This window comes from Burkholderia sp. AU45388 (assembly GCF_030481585.1).
In the GTDB taxonomy this organism is placed as follows: domain Bacteria; phylum Pseudomonadota; class Gammaproteobacteria; order Burkholderiales; family Burkholderiaceae; genus Burkholderia; species Burkholderia sola.
In genome coordinates, this window is record NZ_JAUJPV010000016.1 from 90,801 (window position 1) to 117,308 (window position 26,508).

Below are 26,508 nucleotides of genomic sequence, written 5' to 3' on the forward strand. Positions count from 1 at the left end.
GATTCCTGATGGTCGGTCAGAACAGTTCGAGCTCGCCGCCGGTGTCCAGCGTGGCCGTCTCCGCCACGTGGAAGTCGACCGGCGCGTTCGCGCACACGCACAGCGTCGCGCCGATCCGCACGCCGCCGTCGAGCGTCAGGTCGTACGCGGCCACGTAATCGGGCGAGAGCGCGTGCATGAAGTCGATGCTCGCGCCGCTCAGCAGGTAAGGCGTCGACATCCCGAGATCGGGAAACGGCGCGGTCAGCGCCTGGTTGATCGCGCCGCAACACAGGTTTGCGACTTCCATGAACGCGTCGGTCAGCGGCCGCTGGCTGTTCGTGCCCGCCGTCGCGCCGGCGAAATGGCGGCGCGTCGCATCGTCGTCGCTGAAGCGCAGCGCGAGCAGCAGGCGGAAGTGCAGCGCGGAGATCGTCAGCGCGACCCCATGCTCGGCCACCTTCGGCTTCGATCGCGACTGCGCGTGCACACGGTCCGGCGCGTCGTGTTCGTGATCGGCGGCCGGCTGGATGTCGCACGCGCCGCCGGCGGCGAGCCGCGTGCGCGCGGCATCGAAAAAGATCCGCTCGAAACCGGCCCTCGCCTGCGCGCCGATCACGCGGCCTCTCCTTCGATCCGTGCATGCAGTTGCCCGGCCAGCGTCTCGACGGTCGCGAGCGCGGCCGTGATCATCTTGCCGCCGGCCTGGATGTCCTGGAACGTCGCGGCCGTCACGAGATCGTTGCGGTTCAGGCTGTCGCGATAGCTGTTCGACAGTTCCTGCGAGCGCGCAGCCAGCCCGCGCACTTCGCTCGCGACGATCGAGAAGCCGCGCCCGGCCGTGCCTGCACGCGCGGCCTCGATCGACGCGTTCAGCGACACGATCGACACGTGCGCGACGATCGCCGACAGTTCCTGGTTCTTCGCGCGCATGTCCTGGTTCTGCGTGGTCAGCGAGATCATCTGCTCGTGCCAGCGCTCGAACGTGCCGGCGAGCCCGCGCAGGCGCACAGCTTCGTCGGCGATCTTCATCGCCTGCTGCGCGAGCGCCGCGCGGTCGGCCGACAGCGCCTGCACCGCGTCGCGCTGCGCGCCGTTCGCGGATGCCTCGTTCGTCAATGCCTCCTCGAGCTGCGCCTCGCGTTGCGCCCATGCGTCGGCCGCCCGCGCATGCGCCGACGCCGCCTCTTCCGCCCGCGCATCGGCCGCGCGGAGCGCATCGCGCAACGCGTGCGCGTCGCGCGCCATCGACGCGACGAGCCGTCGGCGCATCACGCGAAACACGATCGCCGCCGCCACCGCGACGACCACGCCGCCCGCGAGCGCGGCGGCCATCTGGATCATCCACGCCTGCACGATCACGCCGTCACTCCGCCGCGCCGATAGCCGCGCTGCGCGCGCGCGGCGCGTGCCCCGCGCCGTGCGCGGCACCGTCTGCCGCGAAGCGCGCCGGCAGCGACACGATCGTCTCGAACGCGCGATACGGCGCACCGACGCGGTCGTCGGTGAAGCGCAGCGCGATATCGCCGCCGTCGCGCTTCAGGAAATTGCGCACCGCGTCCATGCCGACGCCGCGCCCCGATACTTCGGTCACCGCCTGCGCGGTCGAGAAGCCCGGCCGGAAGATCAGCTCGGCGACGTCCTCGTCGGACAGCGCCGCCTCGCTCGCGGCATCGATCCAGCCGCGCTCGCGCGCGATGCCGCGAATCCGGTCGAGCGCGAGGCCGCGGCCGTCGTCGCCGAGCACGAACCACAGTTCGCCGCCGCCCACGCCGACCGCGATGTCGATCGTGCCGGACGCCGGCTTGCCGGCCGCGCGCCGCGCGTCGGACGATTCGATCCCGTGGTCGATCGCATTGCGCAGCAGGTGCATGAACACGTTCCTCAGCGTCGCGACGATCTCGCTGCGCACGCGCTGGCCGTGGCTGTCGATGTGCACGACGGGCGCCGGCTTGCCGAGCTCGGCCGCGAGCGACGGCAGCGACTCGATCACGCCGCCGAGCGCGTCGCCGATCCCTTGCGTGCCGAGCTGGCTCAGCATGCGGCGCACCGCATCGCGCGCCACGTGCCAGTCGGACGCGTTCGCGGGATCGGCGCCATCGAGCACGCGCAGGCTCTCGCTGATGTGCGCGCGCTCGACCATCAGGAAATCGGCGCCATTCTGCGCCGGCTCGCCGCTGCGGCCGAGCGTGACCGCATTGATCGTCGCGTAGTGGTCGACGGCTTCGCGTACACGCGCCAGGTCATCCATCAGCGCATCGCGGTTCCACTCGGGGCCGCTGTCCGCGCGGCGCAGCGATTCGTACGCCTGCTCCGCTTCGTGGACGATGTTCGTCAGATGCTGAAGGCTGTACGTGCGCGCATTGCCCTTGATCGTGTGCATGTTGCGGAACAGCGCCGCGACGATCGAGTGATCGGCGCGCTCGTGCTGGCGGATCATCCGCTCGTTCTCGCTGAGGAAGCCCTTCGCGCTGTGCACGAAGTCGTGGAACTTGTCCTGGCTGATCGACAGAATCTCGCCGATCATCTCGAGGCGCCGCTGCTGTTCGCCGGCCTGCGCGGTCAGCTCGCGGATCTCGGTCACGTCGCGCACGCACAGCATCAGGCGCACCACCGTGTCGGTCTCGTCGGTGATCGCCGACCAGCTCAGGTCCAGCCACTTCTCGCGGCCATCCGGCATCCGCTTCGCGACTTCGTTGACGAGCAGGTGTTCGTTGAAGCCGAAGTTCATGCTGTCCTCGCCGAGGCACGCATGCACGGCCGCATCGACCTGCGAGCGCGCGTCGGCGCCGATCGACGAATCGTCGAACACGAGCGCCATCAGGTCGCGGCCGGCGATGTCGTTCGTCTCGAAGATGGTTTCGAGGTACGCCGAATATTCCGCATGCACGACGCCGCCTTCGACGACGGTCAGGATGCCCTGCTGCATGTTCTGCAGCATCGCCTGGATGTCGGCCGTCTTCTGCTTCAGTTGCGCGGCGTTCTCCTGGATCTTCTCGATCATCCCGTTGAACGCCACGATCGAATGGCCGATTTCGTCCATCCGTCCCACCGGCACGCGGCGCGTGAAATCCTGGCTCGTCGCGATCTCGCTCATCGCCGTCTGCATCCCGATCAGCGGGCGCGTGATCTGGCGATACAGCACGAAGCCGAGCGCGGTCAGCAGCACGATCACCGTGCCGGCGACGCCCGCGATCGCGGTGGCCGTGGTCGCCAGCATCCCGTTCAGCGCGCCGATCGCGTCGTCCTTCTGGCGGTTCTTCTCGACGCGCAGCGTGTCGACGATGCTTTCGAGTTCGTCGCGATACTGCGCGACGTTCGCGAACAGGTAGGCCTGCGCCATCTCGGCCTTGCCGTCCGTCTTCATCTTCACGGTGTCGGCGATCGCCGCGAAATAGTTCGCAGCGCTGTCTTTCGCCTGCGCGACGAGGCCTTCCTGCGCGCGGCCGACCGCCGATTTCGCCTGCGCGTCGAGCGCGGCGCGCAGCGCGGCCTGCTTCGCCTTCAGCTCGTCGCGCGCCTGCGCGGCGGTGTTCGCGTCGGGCGCGTAGACGAGCGTCATCGTCGCGATCTGGATGTTCTTCACGTCGGCGACGAGATCCGCCGACGCGAGCGCGCTCGGCACGATTCCCTGGGTGACCTGACGCACCTCGGACGCGCTCTTGCGCGTCTGGTACACGGCGTAGACGCCGATCGCGGACAGCGCGAAGAACGTCAGGACGACTAGCAGCGTAATGCGATGACGGATGGTCATGAACACGGCTCCCCGCGGCGATCGGGTTTCGATCGCCCTTTGGTCTATTGAAAGAATGTGAGCGCCGAATTATCGGGGATGGTGTATGACTGTCCGATGACCGAAAATCAATCGTTCATTGAGGAAATTGAAATGAATAATTGCACGCGGAAAAGTCTAAAGTTTTTCGCGGATTGGCCGTTAACTTCCCGCCACCCTGCTCCAGGCGGCCGAGGCCCTAGACGAATCGCCGGAATAGTGGAAATTCATTGTTTTATTCATGCTCCGCAGCATTCGTTTTATTGAATGCCGGAAAAACGGCCGCGCATTATCGACGAGCGGGTTTGTTTTGGTATTTTTTATAATCTTGCAATATTGCCCGGCTGGTTCGCTGATGTCGAACCAGCATGATCGACCGTTCAGCCTTCGCTCGGGACTGCCGGGCCGTCGGTCCCTGCCTGGGCCGCTTGATGCCGCGACCGGCGCTCGAAACGATCGAAGCCCCGATTCATTCCCGACAGGAAACAATCAATCCCGCCCCGGCGATTCCCCTCCCGATCCGCCCGCTCTAGACTGTCGCATCGTTCCCCCTTCCGGACCCATGCGATGACCGACGTCCTGCCGCTGACCACCGAACCCGAATCCGGCCTTCAATATCTGCTACGTCCGGCCACCGGCCGCCCGGCCGCCCGCCTGTTGCTGCTGCATGGCGTCGGCGGTAACGAGACCAACCTGCTGACCGTGGCCGACACGATCGATCCGCGCATCGAAATTGCATTCCTGCGCGGCCCGCTCACGTTCGGGCCCAATCAGCATGCGTGGTTTCCGGTGCGGTTCGGCCCGAACGGCCCTGAAATCGATGCGGCGCGCGCGGACGAGAGCCGCGTGCAGCTAATCACGCTGCTACATGCGCTCCGCGCGCGGGATGGCTCGGCGCCCGCATTGCCGACCGTGATCGCCGGCTTCAGCCAGGGCGGCATCATGAGTGCGAGCGTCGGCCTCACGTCGCCGGGCGACGTCGGCGCGTTCGCCGTGCTGTGCGGGCGCATCCTGCCGGAAATCGATCCGCTGGTCGCGCCGCGCGACGCGCTTCGCCCGCTTCATGCGCTGATCGTGCATGGCCGCTTCGACGACAAGCTGCCCGTCGCTTGGGCGAGCAAGGCCGATGCGACACTCGCGGCGCTCGGCGTTGCGCACGACACGCGGCTGTATGCGGCCGGCCACGAACTGACCGCGGAGATGGCCGGCGATTTCGGCCGATGGGTCGGCGAGCGCGCCGGGTTGAACTGAAGTTGCATTGAACGGAATCGAACGCACCGGAGCGCCGGCCCGCGAACGGACCGGCGCCCCGGGCGCATGACGTCAAGCGTTCGTCACGCGTTCCGCGCGGGATCCGCGACGGCACGCATGGATGCCGGCATCGCCGCCGCCCGCTCGCGCTCGGCGCCGCGTTTCGCCAGCTTCCAGCCGATCACCAGCGCGAGCACGACGACCGGAATCATCGCGACGGTCCACGTGCCGCCCGGGTAGTCGAACGCCATCAGCACCAGCACGCCGACGAGGAAGGCGAGCGTGAGCCACGACGTGAACGGTGCGCCGGGCATCCGGAACGACACGGCCTTCATCTCGCCGCGATCGACCGCGCGACGGAACAGGATCTGGCACATCACGATGAAGCCCCACGTCGTGATGATCCCGAGCGACGCCATGTTCAGCACGATCTCGAACGCCTGCGCCGGCACGATGTAGTTCAGCGGCACGCCGATCGCGTTGATCGCGACCGTGATCAGGATCCCGCCGTACGGCACGCCGCGCGCGTTCATCCGCGACACGAAACGCGGCGCCGAGCCGCCCATCGCGAGCGAGCGCAGCACGCGGCCCGTCGAATAGAGCCCGGAATTCAGGCTCGACAGCGCGGCCGTCAGCACCACGACGTTCATCACCGTGCCGACGTACGGCACGCCGAGCTTGCTGAAGAACGTGACGAACGGGCTTTCGTGCGAGCTGTACGCGGTCCACGGCAGCAGCAGCGTCAACAGCACGACCGAACCGACGTAGAACAGCGCGATACGCCACATCACGCTGTTGATCGCCTTCGGCAGCACCTTGCGCGCGTCGGCCGTCTCGCCCGCCGCGACGCCGACGAGTTCGATGCTCGCATACGCGAACACGACGCCCTGCACGATCAGCACGGCCGGCAGAATCCCGTGCGGGAAGATCCCGCCGTGATCCGCGACGAGATGCAGCCCCGTCATCTGCCCCGCCACCGGATGGCCGCTCGCGAGAAACACGGCGCCGACCGCGAGAAACACCGCGAGCGTGCCGACCTTGACGAGCGAGAACCAGAACTCCATCTCGCCGAACACCTTCACGCCGATCATGTTCATCACCGACACGATCCCGAGCGCGCCCAGCGCGAACACCCATTGCGGCACGTCGGTGAACACGGCCCAGTACTTCATGTAGATCGCGACCGCGGTGATGTCGACGATGCCGGTCGTCGCCCAGTTCAGGTAGTACATCCAGCCCGCGACGAACGACGCGCGTTCGCCCATGAACTCCCGTGCGTACGACACGAAGCTGCCGCTGGTCGGCCGGTGCATCACGAGCTCGCCGAGCGCGCGCATGATCAGGAACGCGAACACGCCGCACACGAGATACACGAGCGCGAGCGCGGGCCCCGCGCTTTGCAGGCGGCCGCCCGCGCCGAGAAAGAGGCCGGTGCCGATCGCACCGCCCATCGCGATCATCTGCACGTGCCGCGGCTTCAACTGCTTCGCATAGCCGGCTTCGTGCGACGCGAACATCGCATCGGGATCGGCATGCGCGGCATCCGCGCCGCCGGCCGGACCGGCCGGGCGCTCGCTGGGGTGTTTCATCGTGAGTCTCCGTTGTTTGTAGATGTATCGCGCCCCGCTCCGTGGGCGCTTTCGGTACGACCGCGCACCGGCTCGCGTCAGAACGCGCGCGGCCGGATCAGCGCTTCGGGGTGCAGCGCTTCGTCGAGTTGCGCCTCGGTCATCAGTTCGCGCGCCAGCACGACCTCGCGGATCGACTTGCCGGTCGCATGCGCCTCGGCGGCCACGGCGGTCGCGCGCTTGTAGCCGATGTACGGATTCAGCGCGGTCGCGAGCGCCACCGAGCGCTCCATCGTTTCGCGCAGCCGCTCGGGATTCGCGGTGATGCCGCTCACGCATCGCTGCGCGAGCGTCGTGCACGCGGCCGTCAGGTGGCTGAAGCTGCGGAACAGCGCGCTCGCGATCACCGGTTCGAACGCGTTGAGCTGAAGCTGGCCGGCCTCGGCCGCGAAGGTGATGGTCACGTCGTTGCCGAACACCTCGAACGCCACCTGGTTGACGACTTCCGGGATCACCGGGTTCACCTTGCCGGGCATGATCGACGAGCCGGCCTGCACGGGCGGCAGGTTGATTTCGCCGAAGCCCGCGCGCGGGCCGCTCGACAGCAGCCGCAAGTCGTTGCAGATCTTCGACAGCTTGACGGCGATCCGCTTGAGCACGCCCGACACCTGGACGAACGCGCCGCAATCCTGCGTCGCCTCGATCAGGTTCGGCGCGGTGCTCAGGTCGAGGCCGGTGATGCGGCGCAGCGCGGCCAGCGCCTTCTCCGCGTACTGCGGATGCGCGGTGATGCCCGTGCCGATCGCGGTCGCGCCGAGGTTGACCTCGCGAATCAGCCAGCCGGCTTCCTGCAGCCGCGCGATGTCTTCCGTCAGCATCACCGCGTAGGTCGAGAATTCCTGGCCGAGCGTCATCGGCACCGCGTCCTGCAACTGCGTGCGGCCGAGCTTGAGCAAGCCGGCGAACGCGTCGGCCCGCTCCGCGAAGGCATCGCGCAGCCGCGCCATCGCTTCGAGCAGATGTTCGACCGCGAAGCACGTCGCGATCCGGATCGCGGTCGGATAGACGTCGTTGGTGCTCTGCGCGAGATTGACGTGCTCGTTCGGATGCAGGTATTCGTACTGCCCGCGTGCGTGCCCCATGATTTCGAGCGCACGGTTGCAGATCACCTCGTTCGCGTTCATGTTGGTCGACGTGCCGGCGCCGCCCTGGATCACGTCGACGACGAACTGGTCGTGCAGCCGCCCTTCGCGGATCTCGACGCATGCGGCGGCGATCGCGTCACGGTACGGCCGCGGCAGCAGCCCGAGTTCGCAATTGGCGTCGGCCGCCGCTTCCTTCACCGACGCGAGCGCCATCACGAGGTACGGCAGCGATGCGATGGTGCGGCCCGAAATGTCGAAATTCTCTTTCGCGCGCAGCGTGTGGACGCCGTAATAGGCGGTATCCGGAATACTTCGTTTGCCTAAAAGATCCGCTTCGACGCGGAAGCCGTTTTCTGCCATCGTGCCCTCCTGAAATGTCTCGTGCCGCTCGCCGGCCGCCGCTTGCCGACGCGACGGGTTCGCATTCTATGCCTTTGCAAAAACAAGCTCCCTTCTGTATTATCGAAAGCGGTTTTGCGTGGGACGCAATAGCGAGAATCGAATGAAAAAAGGCGCGAGAGAACCCGGCATCGATCATCTGGGCGCGATGCGCGCGTTCGTGCGGGTGGTCGAAACGGGAAGTTTTTCGGCGGTCGCGAAGGAGATGCACGTGTCGACGTCGACGGTCGCACGCAAGGTGACCGCGATCGAGGAGGTGCTCGGCGTCGCGCTGCTGCACCGCTCCACGCACAGCGTGACGCTCACCGAAGCCGGCCACATCTATCTGGAGCGTGCGGTCACGCTGATCGCCGATCTCGACGACACGCTGCGCGTCGTCGCCGAGCTGAATGCGCAGCCGAGCGGCCCGTTGAAGCTGACCGCGCCGGTCGCGTTCGGCCGCCGCCATCTCGCGCCGCTGATCGCGCCGTTTCTCGCGCGCTATCCGACGATCCAGCTCGACGTGCGGCTCACCGACAACCACAACGACCTCGTGGCCGGCGGCTTCGACCTCGATATCCACGAGGGCGAGAACTACCTGGACAACCTGGTCGTCCACCGGCTGTCGCGCAACGACAGCATCCTGTGCGCGACGCCCGGCTACCTCGACCGCTGCGGGCGCCCGGCGACGCCGGACGACCTGAAACACCACAACTGCCTGCGCTACGTGCACCCGGAAGGCGATCCGCGCTGGGAACTCGTGCGCGGCGACGCGCGGCACAGCGTGCTGCCGGCCGGCAATCTCGTCACCGACCATTCGGAGCTGCTGCTGGAGGCGACCTGCGCGGGGCTCGGCATCGCGGAATTCGAGATCTGGCTGGTGCGCGATCTGCTCGCGAGCGGCCAGCTCGAAGCCGTGCTGCCGCGCTACCGGCTGCAGAACCGGCTGACCGGCGAATTCATCTACATCGCGTATCTGGCGAACCGGCGCAGCTCGGCGAAGCTGCGTGTGCTGAAGGATTTTCTCGCGGAACACCTCGCGCAGATCGGCGAGCTGTCGGATCGGGAACTGGCGAAGATTCGCGACGCCCGCGCGTAGCGTGCGCCGATGCGCGGCCCGGACCGCGGGCCGGCGGCATCGGCGCGGCGACCGCGTTCAGGCTGCCTGCAATTCGAACGGGAACGTCGCGTGCCCGAACTCGACGCCCTGCGTGTTGAGCATCGGCGGCCGGTGGAAGCCGGCCAGTTGCCCGCGCTGCGCGGCCGTGCCGATCCGCAGCCGCTCGAGGATTTCGCTGACGACCATATAGAGCACGTCGAGATTGCCGTCCTCGATCTTCACCGAGATGCCGAGCGCGCCGTCCGCACCGAGTTGCCGCGTGCGTTCCGACGCGCGCACGCCGATGCCATAGCACGCATCCGCGCCGAGCTTGCCGACCACCTGCCCGCCGAACGCATTCATCAGCACCGTGCAATAGCGCCCTTCGCCTGCGACCAGTTCCGGATGGGCGGTCATCGCACGGTGAATGCGCGCCAGTGCGCGAATGCGGTCCGTGAGCGCGCCGCCCGTTTCCACCGCTTCCACCGCGTCCGCGCCGTCGGCCAGCGACGCGTACAGGCGCGCCAGGCGATCCAGCGAGAACGCCGGCGTCGGCAGGTTGCAGCCGTCGATGCCCCATTCGACCTCGTCGTCGCGCAGGCCGCATGCGTCGGCCATCACCCGCTTCACGCGCACCTGCATCGGATGGTCGGGCAGATGGTAATCGGCGATCGCGGCGCCGATCGCCCGCGCGCCGGCCAGCATCCCGACATGCTTGCCCGAACAGTTGCTGCATACGCCGGTCGGCGTGTAGTCGCGCTTGATCCACGCCCGGTACACCGCGTCGGACAACGGCGGATGGCCGCCGCAGCGCAGATCGGATTCGTGCGCGGCGACCTTCGCGAGCATCGCGCGCGTGCCTTCGATGTGACGATCCTCGCTGCTGTGCGATGCGCACATCAGCGCGATGTCCGCGTCGTCGAAGCCGAAGCGCTCCGGCGCGCCCGTCTCGATCACCGACAGCGCCTGGGCCGGCTTGGCCGCCGACCGCGCGAGCGTCATCCGGAACGGATCGCCGAACCGGGCCAGCAGCCGGCCGCGTGCATCGACGACCGCCACATGGGCGATGTGCGTGTTCTCGATCGCATTCCCGCGGTACGTGACGACCGCTGCGCGTGGGGTGTCCATCCTCTTCTGTCTCCTTGCTCGCGGGCCTGATGCCGGGGCCCGTCCAACCGGTACGGCAGTGTAGCGAGTCGTCGCCGCCGCGCGTCGGCCGTCGTCATGGAAAGCGGTGTTGCATGCGACGCAAAGGCGGTCGCCTTCCACGAAAGATTGACTGAATTAGTACAAAGACGCTCCGATCGGTCAGCTATTTACCGCTCAGCGGCGCGCTGCAGCGGGAACTGCCGGCAAGCTCGCGCCTGTGCCGGGGCCGGAGGGGGATCGAGGTACGCGCGTCGCGTCAGGCGTCACGGAAACGCCAGCAGCCGTGGACGCTATCGATATTCGTCGATCTCGATCACTGCCCCGACTGATTCAATCAGCTGGCCGCCACCGCTACCGCCACCCTCGCCTACCGTGCGGTCAATCTCGACCGCTACGCGACCGATTTCTATGGCGGATTTTAGCGCGTCAAGCGGCGTGCCCTGAAGCACGTCCAGAGAACCTGGGGCGCGAGTCAACGTCGCGCGTTTTCCTGAACCTAAATCGAGAGTTACCGAGGCATCCCTGGTGCTCCGCTTTTTAGATCAATCTGCATTGCAAAACGGGATAACACAATAGAGCTATTGACTGCCCTCCCCGGTACCCGATGGTTTCGTGGTATTTACCTGCGGCAATCCGTTGTGCATCTGGACCACCTGCATACCGATCAATGGATGGCTCGCCGCCCGCGAAGCAGCGGCAATCGGCAAGCGCGTGCGCCCAAGGTGCTTGCCGCTTCCTCGAGGGCCAGTACCATTCCCCGGCACCTGGCATACATTAGGCGGCAGGCCTTTTTATTCATCGTCTCTGTTGGCAATCTTGCTCGAAGAACACCAGCAAACTCATTGCCATGAGATCATGGGGAAAATTTAAACAATTGTTGAATATCGGAAATTTAAAAAGCAATATATTTATAACTTATCCGACTGATTTTCAAAAAATCAACTTAATCATCCCGTCCCGAGCTCAGTCGGCATGACGCTCACGCGCTGATGGGCTTCATGACCGAGGACTGCGTGTTCGACGACACCGGCGGCGCCGACACCCCCGGCACGCGCTTCGTCGGCCGCAGGACTGATGCGGCCTCAAGCACGCATGCATGCGCGCACGTTCACGCGAGGGGGTACCGCAGCCAGAAGGTTTCGCGGCACGCGTTGTCGAACGTCAACCGCGACGGGTTGATCGGCTGCGCATCGGGATGGCGCAGCACGTCGTAGTCAATCCAGCATTCGGCGCACAGCAGGTCGGAAGGCGCACGGTCCTGCTCGACCGAGCGGCGCACGATCGCGCCGGTGTCGAACCGGTATTCGGTTTCCTCGCGGGTGACCTCGACGTCCTCGTCGGTCCAGCGATCGTGCGATGTCGCGTGCGACACGATCGACACGGAGCCGGCGAGCCCGTGGATCGCGGCGACGTAGGAAATAAGCTTGTCCATGGCATGGCGGCGAACTGGCGGATGGCGCGTTTCGCGCCACGCATGCAGCGCGAAGCGGTCCGAGCGGCGAGTATAGCCGCGCGTCGATGACCTTGCCGCCGGCAGGGTTTCGCCCTCGCGCGCTACGCGTCCAGCGCGAGCAACGCGAACGTCGCGAGCCAGTGCTCGCCCATGTAGTCGCCGGCCACGTGCGCGAGCGCGCTCGCGAGATGCCGGTCGGCCGCCTCGAGCAGCTTCGCGCGCCGCGCATCGCCTTCCGGCAGCGCGCCGGCCAGCGAACGCTGGCACCACGCGCGGCTCAGGTTCAGCCCGTCCAGATGCGCGATCTTGCCGTCGCTGCGGTCGCTGACCGTCGCCGGCTCGAACAGCGTCGCCGGCTGGCCGCGCGCGAGGTCGGGCAGGAAGCGCGCGAACCAGCCGTCGAATTCGGCGGCCGGCAGCACGCGCCGCATCAGTTCGGCTTCCATCAGCGCGGGCGACAGGAATTCGTCGCCCGACGGCTCCCACGCCTGGCAGGCGACGTCGTTCAGGTGCCAGCGCTTCGCGGTATCGACGATCAGCGCGGCGAGCCCGTCGCGCTGCGTATCGCGCGCGAAATCGAGCGTGAGCGCCAGCGCGAACGCGGTGTTGAAGTGGGTGCCGACGCGCAGCGGATAGGTCGCCTTCGGCAGGAAAGTCTCGAAGCGCGACACGAACAGGTCGGCCAGCGGCGCCATCGTCTTCGCCCAGCGCGCGGCCTGCGGCAGCACGCCCTTCAGCGCGAGCCGCTCGAGCTGCGCGACGAGCGCGAGCAGCCATGCCCAGCCGTACGGCCGCTCGAAGCCGGCGTTGTGCGGCAGCGCGAGATACGCGCGCTCGCCGGCGACGTTCGCGTCGGTGAAGTGCGCGTCGACGATCGCGACGATGCGCTCGGCCTCCGGCAATGCCGGATAGCGTTCGAGCACGCGCAGCACGAGCCAGTAGCCGTGCACGCACGAGTGCCAGTCGTAGCTGCCGTAGAAGATCGGGTGCAGCGCGCGCGGCCCCTGCACGTCGTGCGGACCTTCGAGCGCATGCGCGAGCTTGTTCGGATATTCGCGGGTCAGGTGCGCGAGCGCGAGCGACGCGAATTTCGACGCGAGTTCGGGGGTAAGTCGGTCGGTCATGAGGATCTCGTCCATCGAATCAGAAGCGGAATACGAACGCGTACATCAGCAGCGTGTTCACGGCCAGCAGCAGCACGGCGGTCGGCCACTGCGCCTTGATCACGCCGTTCTTGTCCTTCAGTTCGAGCAGCGCCGCGGGCACGATGTTGAAGTTCGCGGCCATCGGCGTCATCAGCGTACCGCAGAAGCCGCTCAGCATCCCGATCGCGCCCATGATCGCCGGATTGCCGTGGAACTGGTGGACGATCAGCGGCAGGCCGATGCCGGCCGTCATCACCGGGAACGCGGCGAAGCCGTTGCCCATGATCATCGTGAACAGCGCCATGCCGACCGTATAGGCCGCGACCACCGCGAACGGCGAATCGATCGGCACCCACTCCTTCACGAGCCCCGACACCACGCCGCCGACGCCCGCGACCGCGAACAGCGCGCCCAGCGCCGCGAGCATCTGCGGCAGGATCGCGGCCCAGCCGACCGCGTCCATCGTGTGGCGTGCTTCCTTCAGCGCATGCACGGGCGAATCGCGCAGCATCGCGAGGGCGACGACGAACGCGACGATCGTGCCGAGCACGAGCGAGATGAGCGTCACGCTCTTCGGCTCGACGAACGGCACGAGTTTCAGCGCGAACGTGCCGATCAGCGTGACGAGCGGAATCAGCAGCGCGGGCAGGAACAACCGGTTGCCGAAGCGCTGCGCGAGCGTCTCGCGCCGCACGGCCGCCGCTTGACCTGCCTCGTCGGACCGGCCGCGGCCGAGCTTGCCCGAACCGGCGATCAGCGCGAGCGCGATCGCCAGGCAGCCCGTCACGAAATGCGGCAGCAGCGCACCGAACAGGAAGGTGGCCGCGTAGACGGCCCAGAACGCGAAATTGACGACGCGCCGCGGGTTCGTGCGGTCCGTCAGGTTGAAGTACGCGAACGCGGCGAACATCAGCCCCGCGAGCGTGTACAGCGGTTCGAGGCCGATCATCGCGCGCCCTCCTGCTTCACCAGGCCGAAGCCGCGCGCGAGCCGGCGGTCGAGCAGCGCGAGGCGCGTGCAGTGAATCAGCAGCGCGGCGATCGCGGTCGGGATCGCCCACACCGACAGGTGCAGCGGCTCGATGGCGATGCCGTTCTGTTCGAGAAAACCCTTGATCAGCAGGATCGACTGGATCGCGATGAAGATGTCCTCGCCGAAGAACACGGCGACGTTGTCGGCGCCCGACGCATGCGCGCGGATCTGCTGGCGCACCGCCTCGGGCAGCTCGCCGTGCCGCCCGACCGCGGCGGCCTCGGCCATCGGCGCGATCAGCGGCCGCACCATCTGCGCGTGGCCGCCGAGCGACGTGAGGCCGAGTGCGGCGCTCGCCTGGCGCAGCACGAAGTACAGCATCAGCACGCGGCCTGTGGTAGCCGCCTGCACGCGCGCGATCATCCGCTTCGCCTGCTCCTTGAGCCCGTTGCGCTCCAGCAGCGCGATCACCGGCAGCGTGAGCCAGATCAGCCCCATGTAGCGGTTCTCGGTGAATGCCTTGCCGAACGCGCTGACGATGTCGACGAGATTCAGCCCGCCCGCCAGCCCGGTCGCGAGCCCGGCGATCGTGACCACCAGCAGCGCATTGAAGCGCAGCGCGAAGCCGATCACGACGATCGGCACCCCAATCAGCACCAGCATTTCCCCTCCTTGTGTCTGGACGCGCGGCACGTCGGCCGTGCGCTGCCGGCCCGGTTTGCCTCGGGCTCGGACGGCGAAATCTAACACGAGACTTTATCGATAAAAAGTCGACAATTTGGCAGTTCGGGTAAACGTTGAAGCCGCCGGACACCGTGCACGCGGCACGTGTCGACCGTGTTTCATCGGACGAATCGGGCGGGCCGGGCGGCGCGCGTGGCGCGGCCGCGGGACGCCGACTACACTGGAAAGCATCGGCAACGTAAGGGAGAGCCGCCATGATTGACGTATTCCAGACCATCGGCAGCCGCGCGTTCTCCGCGCATCTGGCGAAGGACGGGATGGTGACGCTGATGGAGCAACGCCATGAAGTCGACCGCGTGACGCTCGCGACGGCCTATGCCGCGCTCGTCGAGGAAGCCGAGCAGGAAGACGACCTGCGCGACGCGACGGTCGAGGGGATGATGCGCGCGCTGATCCAGGGCTACGCGCGCAGCCATTGACGGCGCGGCGGCGGCGCGTCCGCCGCGCGGCCCCCGATGCCACGGCGCGGCCCGCTACGCGGCCGGCGTGCCCGCGCCCACGCCGAACCACCGGCCCTCGCGCGGTTGCCGGTAGTCGGCCTGCGTGAAGATCCTCGGCAAATTCGCCACCGCGCCGTTGCTGGCGCGGTCGAGCGCGGTCATGAACGCTTCGACCTCGTCGCGGCCGGCAAACAGGATCGTGCTGAAATAACGCCCGCGCTCCGCGTCGGAGAGGTTCGTCGCGCTCAACTGGTACGGATGGTGAAGCGCCGCGAACAGGAAGTAATAGCGTTCGGCGGCGTCGCGCAGCACGCGCACCACCTCGAGGTCGACCGGAAAATCGCGGTAGAACGACGCGTGTCCGCTCTCGATGTAGATCCGGTACAGCAAACAGCCGTCCTGCTCGATCACGATCGGCGCGTACGGGTCGCGGCTGACGAGGACGGTATCGGGCGCGGTCATCCGGTTCTCTCCTGTCCTTTTTGTCGATGCCGGCACGGTAACATGCGGGCTTTTGCGGCCGGTCCGGACAGGATCGACTGGCCCGCTTGCACGCAATGCGGCATCGCCATAGAGGAAACGCACTGAAACGGCACAATGCGCAAATTTTTCGATTGCCGCCGCCCGCGCCGCATGACAGCATTCGGGCGTCGCCAACCGAAAAGAATGCCGCGCCGCCCGGCCGCCGATGCCGTCCGGCCGCGCCGAACAGGCTGCACCTTCCATGAACCCGGCCCACCTCCAACAACACGACGAACCGACCGGAGAATTCCGCTTGTGAACATCGGCATCGTCAACGACCTCCCGCTTGCCGTCGAGGCGATGCGCCGCGCGATCGCGCGCCGGCCCGAGCACCGCGTGCTGTGGGTCGCGACCGACGGCGCGCAGGCCGTCGAACTGTGCGCCGCGCAGCCGCCCGACATCGTGCTGATGGATCTGATCATGCCGAAGTTCGACGGGATCGAAGCGACGCGGCGGATCATGCGCTCCGAACGACCGTGCGCGATCCTGATCGTGACGAGCTGCATCGGCGCGAACGCGTGGCGCGTGTTCGAGGCGATGGGCGCCGGTGCGCTCGACGCGGTCGATACGCCACGGCTCGGCGACGGCGCGGCCGGCGACACGACGAAACTGCTGCTCGCGAAAATCGACCAGATCGGCCGCCTGCTCGACGCGCCGGCCGGCGCGCGCGTCGCGGGCGCGGCTGCGCGCGGCGGCCCGCTGGTCGCGATCGGCGCATCGGCCGGCGGCCCCGGCGCGCTCGCGTCGATCCTCGGCAGCCTGCCGGCCGATTTCAACGCACCGATCGTGATCGTGCAGCACGTCGATCGCGCATTCGCCGAAGGCATGGCGCAATGGCTCGACGGTCAGACCCGGCTCGCCGTACGCGTCGCGCACGAAGGCGACCGCCCGCAGCCGGGCGTCGCGCTGCTCGCCGCGACCGACGATCACCTGCGCATCACGCGCGACGGCACGCTCGAATACACGCGGGAACCGGCCGCCACGCCGTACCGTCCGTCGGTCGACGTGTTCTTCAACAGCCTGACCGAGCACTGGCCCGGCCGCGTGATCGGCGTCCTGCTCACGGGGATGGGGCGCGACGGCGCGATCGGCCTGAAGGCGCTGCGAATGAAGGGCTACCATACGATCGCGCAGGACGAGGCGACCAGCGCCGTATACGGGATGCCGAAGGCGGCCGCCACGCTCGGCGCGGCGCGCGCGATCCTGCCGCTCGGGCGCATCGCGGGCGAACTGGCGGCGCTCGCGCGAATCTGAGCCCGACGATGACCGCGCGCGACGCCCATGCCTGCCCCTGCAACGACCGCAACAACCCGCATCGACCATGACGATTGACCTGACTCGCCCGCCGGGCGGCCCGACCGCGTCGCCCGCCGACGCGCCGGCCATGGTGCTGCTGGTCGACGACCAGACGATCGTCGCGGAAGCCATTCGGCGCGCACTGGTCGACGAGGAAGGCATCGATTTCCACTACTGCCCGCGCTCCGACGACGCGATGGCCGCCGCGATCGAGACGCGCCCGACCGTAATCCTGCAGGATCTCGTGATGCCGGGCACCGACGGGCTGAGCCTCGTGCGCGCGTACCGCGCGAATCCGGCGACGCGCGACGTACCGATCATCGTGCTGTCGACGCAGGAAGAACCGGTGATCAAGAGCGCCGCGTTCGCGTCCGGCGCGAACGATTACCTGGTCAAGCTGCCCGATCGCATCGAGCTCGTCGCGCGCATCCGCTACCACTCGCGCTCGTACATGAGCCTGCTGCAGCGCGACGAAGCTTATCGCGCGCTGCGGCAGTCGCAACAGCAACTGCTCGAGGCCAATCTCGAGCTGCGGCGCCTCACGCATTCCGACGGCCTGACCGGGCTGTCGAACCGCCGCTATCTCGACGAATACCTGGCCGCCGAGTGGCGGCGCGGCACGCGCGAGCGCAGCGAACTCTCGCTGCTGATGATCGACGTCGACAACTTCAAGCTGTACAACGACACGTACGGGCACGTATCGGGCGACAGCGTGCTCAAGCAGATCGCATCGACGATCGAGCGCTGCCTCGGGCAGTCGGGCGATCTCGCCGCCCGCTTCGGCGGCGAGGAATTCGCGGTCGTGATGCCGGCCACGTCGCCGGGCGCCGCGCGGCTGCTCGGCGAGAAGATCCGGCTCGCGGTCGAGGCGCTGCGCGTGCGGCACGCGCATTCGTCGACGGGCAACCAGATCGTGACGATCAGCATCGGCGGCGCGAGCATCGTGCCCACACCCGGCCTGCCGACGACCGTGCTGATCGAGGCGGCCGACCGCGCGCTCTATCGCGCGAAGCACGCAGGCAAGAACCGGGTCGAGATCGATCCGTCGCCGCCGCCGCCGGGCGCCGGCGGGTTCGGCGCACGCTAGCGCGCTACGTCCGGCGAGCGCGCCGCGCTCATGCGGCGCCGAGCCGGCGCGCGTAGTCGTGCGCGTCCAGCGGGCGGCTGAACAGGTAGCCCTGCTGCATGTCGCAGCCGATCTGCTGCAGGAACCGCGACTGCGCCTGCGTCTCGACGCCTTCGGCCGTGACCTTCATCCCGAGCGAATGCGCCATCGCGACGACCGCCTGCGTGATCGCGACCGAGTCGTGATGATCGGGCACGCCCGACACGAACGAACGGTCGACCTTCAGGTTGTGCAGCGGAAAGCGCTTCAGGTACGCGAGCGACGAATAGCCGGTGCCGAAATCGTCGACCGAGATCCGCACGTTCATGTCCGTGAGCGCTTCGAGCATCGGCAGCACGGTGTCCGTATCGTTCATCAGCACGCCTTCGGTGATCTCCAGTTCCAGCGCGGACGGGTCGAGCCGCGTTTGCGCGAGACAACGGGCGACCGATTCGACGAGCCCTTCGTGAAACTGCCGCGGCGACAGGTTGACGGCCAGCATCAGGTCCGGCGCGATCGTGCGGCGCCACTCGGCCGCCTGCCGGCACGCGGTTTCGAGTACCCATTGGCCGATCGCGACGATCAGCCCCGTGTCTTCCGCGACCGGAATGAATTCCGCCGGCGACATCGGCCCGAGCTCGGGGCTCGTCCAGCGCAGCAGCGCTTCGGCGCCGACCGTGCGGCCGGTGCGCGCGTCGACGACGGGTTGATACGCGAGTCGCAGCATGTCCGACGCGAGCGCGCGCCGCAGCGACTGCTCGATCGCGAAACGGCGCTGCAGCCGCAGGTTGAGCTGCGCGGTGAAGAACGTGAAGTGATTGCGGCCGTGCTGCTTCGCGTCGTACATCGCCGAATCGGCGTTGCGCATCAGCGTCACGGCGTCGTCGCCGTCGCGCGGCGCGACGCTGATGCCGATCGATACGCCGAGCCAGTATTCGTTGTTCGCGATCGCGAACGGCTTCGCGATCGCGTCGATGACCTCGCGCGCAAGCGCCGCGAGACGCTCCGGATCGTCGCAGTCGTCGACGAGGATCACGAACTCGTCGCCGCCGACGCGCGTGAGCGCGTAGCGGCCGTCCGCGCAGCCCGCGAGCCGCGCCGCGACGCTGCGCAGCAGCGCGTCGCCCGCGTCGTGGCCGGCCGTGTCGTTGACCTTCTTGAAGCCGACCAGATCGATGAACAGGATCGCGACGCGCGCGGGCCCGGCCGCCGCATCGCGCACGCCGAACAGTTCGCGCATGCGCTCGCCGAGCCAGCGGCGGTTGTAGAGGCCCGTCAGCGCGTCGCGGGTCGCCAGATACCGCAACTGCTGCTGCGCTTCGCGCACCGGGCCGATGTCGTTGAACGACACGAGCACCGAATCGGCCTGCATCTCGCCCGGCCTCACGATCGGCACCGCGTTGCCGCGCACCCAGATGATGTCGCCGTCCGCGAGACCGAAGCCGACCGTGTAGTCGAGCATCGGCGTGGCCGTCTCGAGCGCGCGCCGGCTCGGCCAGTCGTGCGGGTCGATCGGCGTGCCGTCCTCGTGCAGCTTGCGCATGATCACCGTGGACAGCCGGCGGCCGACGAGCTCGCCCTTCACGCGTATCATCCGGTTCGCGCTCGGATTGCTCGCGATCACGACGCCTTCGCGCGACACGACGAGGATGCCCTCGCTCAGGCTGTTGACGACGAGCCGGTGATGTTCCTCGCTACGGGCGAGCTGCCGCGCGATCCGGTCCTGGTGCACCGCGAGGCCGACGCTGTTGCCGATATCGCGCAACAGCGCGGTTTCCTCGTCGCTTGGGCGGCACGGCCAATGATGATAGACGGCGAACGCGCCGAGCACGACGCCCGCCTCGTCGAGGAACGGCACCGACCAGCACGCGCGCAAGCCCAGCGGCAACGCGATGGCCCGATAGTCGGCCCACAGCGGATCGGTTTCGATGTCCTCGACGGTGACCATCCGGCGCTCGTACATCGCGGTGCCGCACGAGCCGGCCGCAGGGCCGATCGTCGCGCCGTCGATCGCCGCGCTGTACTGCGCGGGCAGCGAGGGCGCCGCGCCGACGCGCACGTGCACGCCGTCCGTATCGAGCAGCAGGATCGTGCACGACGCGCCGTCGCCGAGCAAACCCTCGGCACGCCGGCAAACCTCGACCAACAGTTCCGGCAGCGGCGTGTTGCGTGTGATCAGCCTCAGTACGCTCTGCTCGGATGCGAGCACTTCCGCGGCGAGCCCGAGGCTGTAGCGAGAACTTTGCGGTTCGGTATTCAAGTGAATCCTGCCGTCTGTCCGACCGGGCTGATGCGCCCGGTTCGTTTTCGATATTTCGTGCCCTGTTCCGCTCCGGGTTTACGCCGATCCCCGGGTGCGCCCCGTTTGCGCGCCGAGCCAAGGCGCGCCGAAATATATTTAACACCAATCTATGACGATCGGCGTGCCTGCTTGCATCAGGGGTTTACGCTCGGTTGCCGCGCGGCTTGCAGGCGGCGGCCGGTGCGCCGGCAGGTTACTGCAGCGCACGAAAAGCGAACGCGCGGCAGCCGGGGCTGTCGGGCGGGCTGCCGCGCGCCCTGGCCCCGCTCGCTGCCGCCGGCGCGACCGGCGCGCGAGCGATGCACGTCGCGGCCTGCCCGGCCGCGTTTGCGTATCCGTGATTCAATGTCGATCGAACCGGCGCCGCGCCATCCGGCGGCACGGCGATGTGAACCCTCATCGAACGACCTTCACTGGATCACCATGACGAACCCTGCCGAAATCAAGGCGCTCGTTTTCGATGTCTTCGGAACGATCGTCGACTGGAGAAGCGGTGTCGCACGCGCCGCGGCCGCCTTCCTGGACCGCCACGCGCCGACGCTCGACCCGCTCGCGTTCGCCGACGCGTGGCGCGCCGAATATTCGCCGTCGATGGAAGAAATCCGCAGCGGGCGACGCCGCTACGTGCGACTCGACGTACTGCATCGCGAGAACCTCGTCCGCACGCTCGACCGTTTCGGGATCGTCGACGTGCCCGAAGCCGACATCGACACGCTCAATCTTGCGTGGCACCGGCTCGATCCGTGGCCCGATGCGGTCGCCGGGCTGCGCCGGCTGAAGCAGCGCTACATCATCGCGCCGCTGTCGAACGGCAATATCCGGCTGATGGTCGACGTCGCGAAGCACGGCGGGCTGCCGTGGGACGCGATTCTCGGCGCCGAGGTTGCGCGTGCGTACAAGCCGTCGCCGGCCGTCTATACCGAAGCGGTCGAGATTCTCGGCCTCGCGCCGGCCGAGCTGTGCCTGGTGGCCGCGCACAACGGCGATCTGGCGGCCGCGCGCCGGCTCGGGCTGTCGACCGCGTTCGTGCTGCGGCCGACCGAGCATGGGCCCGGCCAGACGACCGACCTGCAAGCCGACGAGGCGTGGGATTTCGACGTCAGGGATCTGAACGAATTGGCGGATCGGCTGGGTTGCCCCGGCTGAACGCCGGCGGCGCGGCTTGCCCCCGCGCTGCGATCGCGAGGCGGGCACAGGCATGCCGCGCCTTCGTTACCTCACCACCGCCCGCCATGCGGTTCGCGCATAGACGAGCAGCAACGGCAGCAGCGCCAGCGCGAACAGCAGGCACAGCGCGAGCACCCACACCGGCCATTGCTGCGGATTCCCGTGCGCCCAGTAACGGTACGGCACGCTCAGGAAGGCGATTTCCATCAGCAGCGCACCGAGCGGCACGAGCCCGTTCAGCACCGCCGCCACGCCGAAGCGGGCCGCGCCGTCGATCTTCTTCCCGGCCCCGTATGCCGCGATCAGGTAAACGAAATACCCGATGATCGCGACCATCACCGCGCCGCCGGCCAGCAGGCCGATACTGCGCACGCTCCGTTCGTGCCACTGCCGGGCGCCTTGCGGCAACACGACATCGACCTTCTCGCCGATGTCGGGCACGGCGCCCGAGCGGATGTTGCCGGGTAGCGTGATGCGTTCGCCATCCGGCATCACGGCTTCCAGGATCGACGTGTACTTGATGCACCGATACGACGAGGTTCGCCCCGAACTGTCGCGGCGCTCGCAGGTATCCCACCCGGACTGGTAGGACACGACGGTCGCCTCGTATTTCGGCGACACCATCAATGCGTAAAGCTCGTCGCCGATCCAGTACGCGAACGGAAAAAACAGCGACACCAGGCAAAAACACACGAGCCACCAGAACGCGACCGCACCGCCGGAGCCGCGCTGGCCGCCCGTCTGTCGGCGCACCATGCGCGACGCGAGCCAGTAGGCGGCCACGCCGAATACGACCACGCACACCACGAAGACCTTGCCCGCATGCGTCAAAGCCATTTGCTCTCTCCCCGATAGCCGGTCGAATCGCCGCCGGCCGTGTTGTCATCCAGATCGATCCTCGCATCGCCGTCGCGCCCCGCCCGTCGACCGCTATTCCGGCTCGCCGACGAACCTCGGCGTCCCCGACTCCCCCGACAGCAGCGCGCGGTTCGCGTCCGCCGCCGCGCGCAGGTAATCCCACAGCGCGGTCACGCGCCGCAGCTTGCGCAGATCCTCGCGGCACGTCAGCCAGAAACACCGCGTGACGACCACGTCGTCCGGCAGCACGGGCACCAGCGCCGGCTGCGTGGCCGCGATGAAGCATGGCAGGATCGCGAGGCCGCCACCCTGCAGCGCCGCGAAAAGCTGCGCGATCACGCTCGTCGTGCGCAACCCGGCCGTCGCGCCGGGCACCGCGCGATCGAGGTACAACAGTTCGTTGCTGAACGCGAGATCGTCGACGTAACTGATGAACGCGTGCCGCGCGAGATCGTCCGTGCACGCGATCGGCGCGTGGTTCGCCAGATAGTCGCGCGTCGCGTAGAGCCGCAACTGGTAGTCGCACAGCTTCGTGACCACGTAAGGCCCGCGCTCGGGGCGCTCGAGCGTGATCGCGAGATCGGCCTCGCGCTTGGGCAGGTTGACGAAATGCGGCACCGGCAGCAGGTCCACCGTCACGTGCGGGTGCGCCGAGCGAAACCGCGCAAGCTGCGGCGCGAGGAAAAAACAGCCGAACCCTTCGGTCGACCCGATCCGCACGTGGCCCGACAGCGCCTCGCCGGTGTTCGCGACCTGATCGCACGCCGATTGCACGGTCGTCTCCATCGCATCCGCATACGCGACGAGCCGCTGCCCTTCGGCCGTCAGCGTGAAGCCGCCGGAGCGCGACTTGTCGAACAGCAGCGTGCCCATCGCGGCCTCCAGCGCGCGGATGCGCCGCGCGACGGTCGTGTAATCGACACCGAGCCGTTTCGCGGCGCCGCTCGCGCGCTGCGTGCGCGCGACTTCGAGGAAAAAGCGCAGGTCGTCCCAGTTCAGGTTGCCGGATACCGGCTCGGTGGCATGTCGCATCGGCGAGGGAAAAAAGCGGGGCTCCGGGCCGGCCGTCGATATGCATAAATGCACATCCAACCGGTTTCTTTATCGGTACATCATGAATCTGCGCATAACTATACTCGACCGTGACCTGCGGACCATGAGCCGCGGGCAATAAAACCGGAGACACCATGCAGACCCGATCCACCCTCGATGAGCATGCGACCATCGCGACGCCGGCGCCCGAGCGCACCGCGAAGCACTACCTGCTGGCCGGCTGGGCCAGCATGGCCGGCACCACGATCGAGTGGTACGACTTCTTCCTCTACGGCACGGCCGCCGCGCTCGTGTTCAACCGCATCTTCTTCCCGTCGCTGGACCCGGTCGTCGGCACGCTCGCCGCGTTCGGCACGTTCGCGGTCGGCTTCATCGGGCGGCCGATGGGCGGCATCGTGTTCGGCCACTTCGGCGACCGCCTCGGCCGCAAGTCGATGCTGATGATCACGCTGCTGCTGATGGGCGTGCCGAGCATGATCATCGGGCTGATCCCGTCGTACGACAGCATCGGCTACTGGGCCGCCGCGCTCCTGATCGCGATGCGCTTCCTGCAGGGGATGGCGGTGGGCGGCGAATGGGGCGGCGCGGTGCTGATGGCCGTCGAGCACGCGCCGAAGGGCCGCAAGGGGCTGTTCGGCAGCCTGCCGCAAACGGGCGTCGGGCTCGGCTTGATCCTGTCGTCGGTCGCGATGGCCGCGGTGGCCGCGCTGCCGGAAGCCGACATGCTGTCGTGGGGCTGGCGCGTGCCGTTCCTCGCGAGCATCGCGCTCGTCGGCCTCGGCTGGTTCATCCGCGCGAAGGTGCCGGAATCGCCCGACTTCGAGAAAGTCCGCAAGCAGGGCAAGGCCGAGAGATCGCCGGTGACGGCCGCGCTGCGCCGCCATCCGCGCGAAGTACTGACGATCGTCGGCGCGCGCGCCGCCGAGAACACGTGGTTCTACATGGTCGTCACGTTCGCGCTCGCTTACGCGACGCAGCAGCTGCATCTGCCGAAGGCCGAGATGCTGCACGCGATCACGGCCGGCGCCGCGCTGTCGCTCGTCACGATGCCGCTGTGCGGGCATCTGAGCGACTGCATCGGCCAGCGCCGGATGTTCGCGATCGGCCTCGTGCTGATGTGCGCGTTCGCCGCGCCGTTCTTCACGATGCTCGGCACGCAGCAGACGTCGACGGCATGGTGGGCGATCGTGCTCGGCCTCGGCATCGTGTTCCCGATCCTCTATGCGCCGGAATCGCTGCTGTTCGCGCAGCAGTTTCCGGCGGAAATCCGCTACAGCGGCATCTCGCTGTCGGTGCAGCTGGCCGGCGTGATCGGCGGCGGCTTCGCGCCGATGATCGCGACGTCGCTGCTCAAGGCCGGCGGTGGCCAGCCGCACTACGTGATCGCGTACCTCGTCGGCTTCGGCGTGTTCGCGCTCGTGTGTACCGCGTTGATGCGCCCGGCGCGCGCCTGAGCACGCCGGCCGGCATTCGATCTTCAGTTCGCCCTGCCGCCCGCCGCGCCTGCACGCGCGGCGGACGCGGGCTCCCCTTTGTCATCGCCACACCGTTTCCCCCGGAGAGAGTTCCATGAACGCCGCAGTTCCCCAGACCACCCTCGCCCTGCCCACCGCCAAGCTGCTGATCGACGGCGCGTTCGTCGAATCGCGAAGCGCCGAATGGGGCGACATCGTGAACCCCGCGACGCAGGAAGTGATCGGCCGCGTGCCGTACGCGACGCTCGACGAGGTCGATGCCGCGATCGCATCCGCGCAGCGCGCGTTCCAGACCTGGAAGACGACGCCGATCGGCGCGCGGCTGCGCATCATGCTGAAATTCCAGGATCTCGTGCGCCGCAATCTCGAACGGATCGCGCACACGCTGACGGCCGAGCAAGGCAAGACGCTGCCCGATGCGCAAGGCGACATCTTCCGCGGCCTCGAAGTGGTCGAGCACGCGTGCTCGATCGGCACGCTGCAGCAAGGCGAATTCGCGGAGAACGTCGCGGGCGGCGTCGACACCTACACGCTGCGCCAGCCGATCGGCGTGTGCGCGGGCATCACGCCGTTCAATTTCCCCGGGATGATTCCGCTGTGGATGTTCCCGATGGCGATCGTGTGCGGCAACACGTTCGTGCTGAAACCGTCGGAGCAGGACCCGCTGTCGACGATGCAGCTCGTCGAACTGGCGATCGAGGCCGGCGTGCCGCAAGGCGTGCTGAACGTCGTGCACGGCGGCAAGACGGCGGTCGACCGCCTGTGCACGCACCCGGACGTCAAGGCGATCTCGTTCGTCGGCTCGACGCGCGTCGGCACGCACGTGTACAACCTCGGCAGCCAGCACGGCAAGCGCGTGCAGTCGATGATGGGCGCGAAGAACCACGCGGTCGTGCTGCCCGATGCGCACCGCGAGCAGTCGATCAATGCGCTCGTCGGCGCGGGCTTCGGCGCGGCCGGCCAGCGCTGCATGGCGACCTCCGTCGTCGTGCTGGTCGGCAACGCGCGCGACTGGCTGCCCGATCTCGTCGAGAAGGCGAAGGCGCTGAAGGTCAATGCGGGCGCGGAAGCCGGCACCGACGTCGGCCCGGTCGTGTCGAAGGCGGCGAAGGCACGCATCCTGTCGCTGATCGACGCCGGCGTGAAGGAAGGCGCGACGCTGCTGCTCGACGGTCGCGACGTGACGGTGCCCGGCTACGAGCACGGCAACTTCGTCGGCCCGACGATCTTCTCGGGCGTGACGACCGACATGTCGATCTATCAGGAAGAAATCTTCGGGCCGGTGGTGGTCGTGATGGAAGCCGCGACGCTCGACGACGCAATCGCGCTCGTCAACGCGAACCCGATGGGCAACGGCGTGGGCCTCTTCACGCAGAGCGGCGCGGCGGCGCGCAAGTTCCAGAGCGAGATCGACGTCGGCCAGGTCGGCATCAACATCCCGATTCCGGTGCCGGTGCCCTACTTCAGCTTCACCGGTTCGCGCGGCTCCAAGCTCGGCGATCTCGGCCCGTACGGCAAGCAGGTCGTGCAGTTCTACACGCAGACCAAGACGGTCACCGCGCGCTGGTTCGACGACGACGCGACGGCCGGCGGCGTGAACACGACGATCGCGCTGCGCTGACCCGACGGAGCCCG

22 protein-coding genes and 1 pseudogene are annotated in these 26,508 nt (G+C 67.8%); 9 read left to right on the forward strand and 14 right to left on the reverse strand.

Translation table 11 applies throughout. From position 1 onward, the window contains the following. Positions 1 to 16: 16 nt before the first annotated feature. Genes QZM72_RS23575 through QZM72_RS23585 form a run of 3 tightly spaced genes read right to left on the reverse strand, consistent with a single transcriptional unit; the run spans position 17 to position 3,733 of the window. The gene (locus QZM72_RS23575) at positions 17 to 598 is read right to left on the reverse strand and encodes a hypothetical protein (protein WP_089469526.1); all 582 of its coding nucleotides are present in this window, start codon (positions 596 to 598) and stop codon (positions 17 to 19) included. After that, positions 595 to 1,323 (reverse strand): methyl-accepting chemotaxis protein, encoded by a 729-nt coding sequence (locus tag QZM72_RS23580; RefSeq protein WP_089470547.1) that lies wholly within the window; start codon positions 1,321 to 1,323, stop codon positions 595 to 597. Before QZM72_RS23580 ends, QZM72_RS23575 begins: the two co-directional genes overlap by 4 nt. Before the next feature lie 22 nt (positions 1,324 to 1,345). Continuing rightward, complete coding sequence (locus tag QZM72_RS23585) at positions 1,346 to 3,733, reverse strand: MCP four helix bundle domain-containing protein (protein WP_089469525.1); 2,388 nt, start codon at positions 3,731 to 3,733, stop codon at positions 1,346 to 1,348. 585 nt (positions 3,734 to 4,318) lie between these two features. On the opposite strand from QZM72_RS23585, the gene QZM72_RS23590 reads away from it, so the two are divergent. Then, the gene (locus QZM72_RS23590; RefSeq protein WP_089469523.1) at positions 4,319 to 5,002 is read left to right on the forward strand and encodes an alpha/beta hydrolase; all 684 of its coding nucleotides are present in this window, start codon (positions 4,319 to 4,321) and stop codon (positions 5,000 to 5,002) included. A gap of 83 nt (positions 5,003 to 5,085) precedes the next feature. Here QZM72_RS23590 and QZM72_RS23595 read toward each other — a convergent pair whose 3' ends face one another. Further along, positions 5,086 to 6,591: an amino acid permease gene (locus QZM72_RS23595; protein WP_089469522.1), complete on the reverse strand. Its 1,506-nt coding sequence runs from the start codon at positions 6,589 to 6,591 to the stop codon at positions 5,086 to 5,088. A gap of 77 nt (positions 6,592 to 6,668) precedes the next feature. Then, a complete protein-coding gene (gene aspA, locus QZM72_RS23600; RefSeq protein ID WP_301739378.1) occupies positions 6,669 to 8,075 on the reverse strand; it encodes an aspartate ammonia-lyase in 1,407 nt (468 codons plus the stop codon). A gap of 142 nt (positions 8,076 to 8,217) precedes the next feature. On the opposite strand from aspA, the gene QZM72_RS23605 reads away from it, so the two are divergent. Continuing rightward, positions 8,218 to 9,192: a LysR family transcriptional regulator gene (locus QZM72_RS23605; RefSeq protein WP_089469520.1), complete on the forward strand. Its 975-nt coding sequence runs from the start codon at positions 8,218 to 8,220 to the stop codon at positions 9,190 to 9,192. Between the two features lie 57 nt (positions 9,193 to 9,249). Here the strand turns inward: QZM72_RS23605 and QZM72_RS23610 are convergent, their stop codons facing one another. Further along, complete coding sequence (locus QZM72_RS23610) at positions 9,250 to 10,320, reverse strand: asparaginase (protein WP_089469519.1); 1,071 nt, start codon at positions 10,318 to 10,320, stop codon at positions 9,250 to 9,252. 986 nt (positions 10,321 to 11,306) lie between these two features. Between QZM72_RS23610 and QZM72_RS23615 the strand changes: the two are divergent. Further along, positions 11,307 to 11,408, forward strand: a pseudogene (locus QZM72_RS23615) (nuclear transport factor 2 family protein); the annotation flags it as partial. Positions 11,409 to 11,449: 41 nt separating this feature from the next. On the opposite strand, the gene QZM72_RS23620 reads toward QZM72_RS23615, so the two are convergent. From QZM72_RS23620 to QZM72_RS23635, 4 genes are all read right to left on the reverse strand, one after another. Next, positions 11,450 to 11,773: a hypothetical protein gene (locus tag QZM72_RS23620; RefSeq protein ID WP_089469517.1), complete on the reverse strand. Its 324-nt coding sequence runs from the start codon at positions 11,771 to 11,773 to the stop codon at positions 11,450 to 11,452. A 122-nt stretch (positions 11,774 to 11,895) separates the two neighbouring features. After that, a complete protein-coding gene (locus QZM72_RS23625; RefSeq protein WP_089470546.1) occupies positions 11,896 to 12,918 on the reverse strand; it encodes a DUF2891 domain-containing protein in 1,023 nt (340 codons plus the stop codon). 19 nt (positions 12,919 to 12,937) lie between these two features. Continuing rightward, positions 12,938 to 13,888, reverse strand: a complete 951-nt coding sequence (locus tag QZM72_RS23630) for a DUF979 domain-containing protein (protein WP_301739379.1) — start codon at positions 13,886 to 13,888, stop codon at positions 12,938 to 12,940. Next, positions 13,885 to 14,574, reverse strand: a complete 690-nt coding sequence (locus tag QZM72_RS23635; protein ID WP_301739380.1) for a DUF969 domain-containing protein — start codon at positions 14,572 to 14,574, stop codon at positions 13,885 to 13,887. The genes QZM72_RS23630 and QZM72_RS23635 overlap by 4 nt, the downstream gene beginning before the upstream one ends. A gap of 275 nt (positions 14,575 to 14,849) precedes the next feature. Here QZM72_RS23635 and QZM72_RS23640 point away from each other — a divergent pair, with 275 nt between their 5' ends. Further along, the gene (locus QZM72_RS23640; protein ID WP_050013757.1) at positions 14,850 to 15,074 is read left to right on the forward strand and encodes a hypothetical protein; all 225 of its coding nucleotides are present in this window, start codon (positions 14,850 to 14,852) and stop codon (positions 15,072 to 15,074) included. Between the two features lie 54 nt (positions 15,075 to 15,128). On the opposite strand, the gene QZM72_RS23645 is transcribed toward QZM72_RS23640, so the two are convergent. Further along, positions 15,129 to 15,557, reverse strand: coding sequence for a hypothetical protein (locus QZM72_RS23645; protein WP_301739381.1), 429 nt, complete (start codon positions 15,555 to 15,557; stop codon positions 15,129 to 15,131). Between the two features lie 315 nt (positions 15,558 to 15,872). Between QZM72_RS23645 and QZM72_RS23650 the strand changes: the two genes are divergently transcribed. Both QZM72_RS23650 and QZM72_RS23655 read left to right on the forward strand, forming a co-directional pair. Continuing rightward, a complete protein-coding gene (locus tag QZM72_RS23650) occupies positions 15,873 to 16,871 on the forward strand; it encodes a chemotaxis response regulator protein-glutamate methylesterase (RefSeq protein ID WP_089469513.1) in 999 nt (332 codons plus the stop codon). A 67-nt stretch (positions 16,872 to 16,938) separates the two neighbouring features. After that, complete coding sequence (locus QZM72_RS23655; protein ID WP_301739382.1) at positions 16,939 to 18,000, forward strand: diguanylate cyclase; 1,062 nt, start codon at positions 16,939 to 16,941, stop codon at positions 17,998 to 18,000. 28 nt (positions 18,001 to 18,028) lie between these two features. Here the strand turns inward: QZM72_RS23655 and QZM72_RS23660 are convergent, their stop codons facing one another. Then, positions 18,029 to 20,278 (reverse strand): bifunctional diguanylate cyclase/phosphodiesterase, encoded by a 2,250-nt coding sequence (locus QZM72_RS23660; RefSeq protein WP_089469511.1) that lies wholly within the window; start codon positions 20,276 to 20,278, stop codon positions 18,029 to 18,031. Positions 20,279 to 20,743: 465 nt separating this feature from the next. Here QZM72_RS23660 and QZM72_RS23665 point away from each other — a divergent pair, with 465 nt between their 5' ends. After that, positions 20,744 to 21,466, forward strand: a complete 723-nt coding sequence (locus QZM72_RS23665; RefSeq protein WP_089469509.1) for a haloacid dehalogenase type II — start codon at positions 20,744 to 20,746, stop codon at positions 21,464 to 21,466. A gap of 66 nt (positions 21,467 to 21,532) precedes the next feature. On the opposite strand, the gene QZM72_RS23670 is transcribed toward QZM72_RS23665, so the two are convergent. Next, positions 21,533 to 22,324, reverse strand: a complete 792-nt coding sequence (locus QZM72_RS23670; protein ID WP_089469508.1) for a uracil permease — start codon at positions 22,322 to 22,324, stop codon at positions 21,533 to 21,535. A gap of 93 nt (positions 22,325 to 22,417) precedes the next feature. After that, positions 22,418 to 23,377, reverse strand: coding sequence for a LysR family transcriptional regulator (locus QZM72_RS23675; protein ID WP_301739383.1), 960 nt, complete (start codon positions 23,375 to 23,377; stop codon positions 22,418 to 22,420). Positions 23,378 to 23,532: 155 nt separating this feature from the next. Here QZM72_RS23675 and QZM72_RS23680 point away from each other — a divergent pair, with 155 nt between their 5' ends. Further along, positions 23,533 to 24,852: an MFS transporter gene (locus tag QZM72_RS23680; protein ID WP_301739384.1), complete on the forward strand. Its 1,320-nt coding sequence runs from the start codon at positions 23,533 to 23,535 to the stop codon at positions 24,850 to 24,852. Positions 24,853 to 24,967: 115 nt separating this feature from the next. Further along, positions 24,968 to 26,494, forward strand: coding sequence for a CoA-acylating methylmalonate-semialdehyde dehydrogenase (locus QZM72_RS23685; RefSeq protein ID WP_301739385.1), 1,527 nt, complete (start codon positions 24,968 to 24,970; stop codon positions 26,492 to 26,494). Positions 26,495 to 26,508 lie beyond the last annotated feature (14 nt).

Coding starts and splice junctions, on each gene's coding strand:
- QZM72_RS23580 (WP_089470547.1), bottom strand. CDS start 1,323: ATGATCCAGATGGCCGCCGCGCTCGCGGGCGGCGTGGTCGTCGCGGTG.
- QZM72_RS23585 (WP_089469525.1), bottom strand. CDS start 3,733: ATGACCATCCGTCATCGCATTACGCTGCTAGTCGTCCTGACGTTCTTC.
- QZM72_RS23590 (WP_089469523.1), top strand. CDS start 4,319: ATGACCGACGTCCTGCCGCTGACCACCGAACCCGAATCCGGCCTTCAA.
- QZM72_RS23595 (WP_089469522.1), bottom strand. CDS start 6,591: ATGAAACACCCCAGCGAGCGCCCGGCCGGTCCGGCCGGCGGCGCGGAT.
- aspA (WP_301739378.1), bottom strand. CDS start 8,075: ATGGCAGAAAACGGCTTCCGCGTCGAAGCGGATCTTTTAGGCAAACGA.
- QZM72_RS23605 (WP_089469520.1), top strand. CDS start 8,218: ATGAAAAAAGGCGCGAGAGAACCCGGCATCGATCATCTGGGCGCGATG.
- QZM72_RS23610 (WP_089469519.1), bottom strand. CDS start 10,320: ATGGACACCCCACGCGCAGCGGTCGTCACGTACCGCGGGAATGCGATC.
- QZM72_RS23620 (WP_089469517.1), bottom strand. CDS start 11,773: ATGGACAAGCTTATTTCCTACGTCGCCGCGATCCACGGGCTCGCCGGC.
- QZM72_RS23625 (WP_089470546.1), bottom strand. CDS start 12,918: ATGACCGACCGACTTACCCCCGAACTCGCGTCGAAATTCGCGTCGCTC.
- QZM72_RS23630 (WP_301739379.1), bottom strand. CDS start 13,888: ATGATCGGCCTCGAACCGCTGTACACGCTCGCGGGGCTGATGTTCGCC.
- QZM72_RS23635 (WP_301739380.1), bottom strand. CDS start 14,574: ATGCTGGTGCTGATTGGGGTGCCGATCGTCGTGATCGGCTTCGCGCTG.
- QZM72_RS23640 (WP_050013757.1), top strand. CDS start 14,850: ATGATTGACGTATTCCAGACCATCGGCAGCCGCGCGTTCTCCGCGCAT.
- QZM72_RS23645 (WP_301739381.1), bottom strand. CDS start 15,557: ATGACCGCGCCCGATACCGTCCTCGTCAGCCGCGACCCGTACGCGCCG.
- QZM72_RS23655 (WP_301739382.1), top strand. CDS start 16,939: ATGACGATTGACCTGACTCGCCCGCCGGGCGGCCCGACCGCGTCGCCC.
- QZM72_RS23665 (WP_089469509.1), top strand. CDS start 20,744: ATGACGAACCCTGCCGAAATCAAGGCGCTCGTTTTCGATGTCTTCGGA.
- QZM72_RS23670 (WP_089469508.1), bottom strand. CDS start 22,324: ATGGCTTTGACGCATGCGGGCAAGGTCTTCGTGGTGTGCGTGGTCGTA.
- QZM72_RS23675 (WP_301739383.1), bottom strand. CDS start 23,377: ATGCGACATGCCACCGAGCCGGTATCCGGCAACCTGAACTGGGACGAC.
- QZM72_RS23680 (WP_301739384.1), top strand. CDS start 23,533: ATGCAGACCCGATCCACCCTCGATGAGCATGCGACCATCGCGACGCCG.
- QZM72_RS23685 (WP_301739385.1), top strand. CDS start 24,968: ATGAACGCCGCAGTTCCCCAGACCACCCTCGCCCTGCCCACCGCCAAG.